We start from the raw sequence: 1,284 nt of genomic DNA, 5'->3' as shown, positions 1-1,284 counted from the left end.
CGGCTGGAGGCGCAGGAGGCGCTGGACGATCCGCTGGTGATGGCCGGGCGGCGGCTGGCCGGGGAGGCGTTCGCGGGCGAGGTGACCGATGTCGTCATGGCGTACGGCGAGGGGAAGCGGCCGAGCCCGCGCCCGCTGGTGACCGTCCGCACGGACGACCGGCCGCACCTCGCGGAGCGGGCGCGGGTGTACCGCTCGCTGGACGGCCGGCCTCAGTCGGCGGAATTCGTCGGGTACGAGGCGGACGGGGTGCTGACCCTGCGCGTCCTGGACCGGATGGGCCGGGGCAAGGAGCCCGAGCCCGGTTCGGTGCCGGGCAAGGGCGACCGGATCTGCTTCACGCTGTTCGAGCACGAGCAGCGGGGCGGCGCGAAACTGCCCGACCCGGAGGAGACCCCGTGGACACACGGCGGCCCGCCGGGCGAGGCGGCGCCGGAGGCCCCCGACCCCGTCACCGAGGAGGACGTGCTGTGACGACCGTCGACTTCGATCCCGGCACCGCGGCCGGCCGCGCCACCGAGGCGATCCTCCACGACACGCTGCACGGCACCGAGCGGGGTGTGGTGGTGGACTCCCCGCCGGGCGCCGGCAAGTCGACGCTGGTGGTGCGCGCGGCCCTGGAACTCGCCGCGGCGGGCCGCCCGCTGATGGTGGTGGCGCAGACCAACGCCCAGGTCGACGACCTCGTGCTGCGGCTGGCGGAGAAGGACCCGGAGCTGCCCGTGGGCCGGCTGCACAGCAGTGACGCCGACGCCTACGACAAGGCGCTGGACGGCCTGCCGCAGGTGCGTACGTCGGCGAAGGCGGCCGACCTCGCGGGGCTGCCCGTGGTGCTGTCCACGGCCGCGAAGTGGGCGCATGTGAAGGTGGACGAGCCGTGGCGGCACGCGATCGTGGACGAGGCGTACCAGATGCGTTCGGACTCCCTGCTCGCCGTGGCCGGCCTGTTCGAGCGGGCGCTGTTCGTGGGCGACCCGGGCCAGCTGGACCCCTTCTCCATCGTGGGCGGCGAGCAGTGGGCGGGCCTGTCGTACGACCCCTCGGCCTCGGCGGTCACCACGCTGCTGGCCCACAACCCGGGTCTCCCCCAGCACCGGCTGCCGGTGTCCTGGCGGCTGCCGGCGTCGGCGGCCCCCCTGGTCTCGGACGCGTTCTACCCGTACACGCCCTTCCGCAGCGGCACGGCGCACGGTGACCGCCGGCTGGCCTTCGCCGTGCCCTCGGACGGCTCCGGCCCGGACCGGGTGATCGACGATACGCGGGGACGCGGGGGAAGAGGACGGA

At 75.0% G+C, this 1,284-nt stretch carries 1 protein-coding gene and 1 pseudogene; both read left to right on the top strand.

Going from position 1 to position 1,284, the window contains the following annotated elements:
• Positions 1–474 (top strand): annotated as a pseudogene (locus tag H5J33_RS35590) (hypothetical protein); the annotation flags it as partial.
• Positions 471–1,284 (top strand): AAA domain-containing protein (locus H5J33_RS35585; protein ID WP_181798769.1); only part of this gene is annotated, 814 nt, incomplete at its 3' end. The pseudogene H5J33_RS35590 and the gene H5J33_RS35585, both read left to right, overlap by 4 nt.

This window comes from Streptomyces sp. WELS2 (assembly GCF_013870595.1).
Taxonomy (GTDB): domain Bacteria; phylum Actinomycetota; class Actinomycetes; order Streptomycetales; family Streptomycetaceae; genus Streptomyces.
This window is presented reverse-complemented; position numbering and strand designations above follow the sequence as displayed.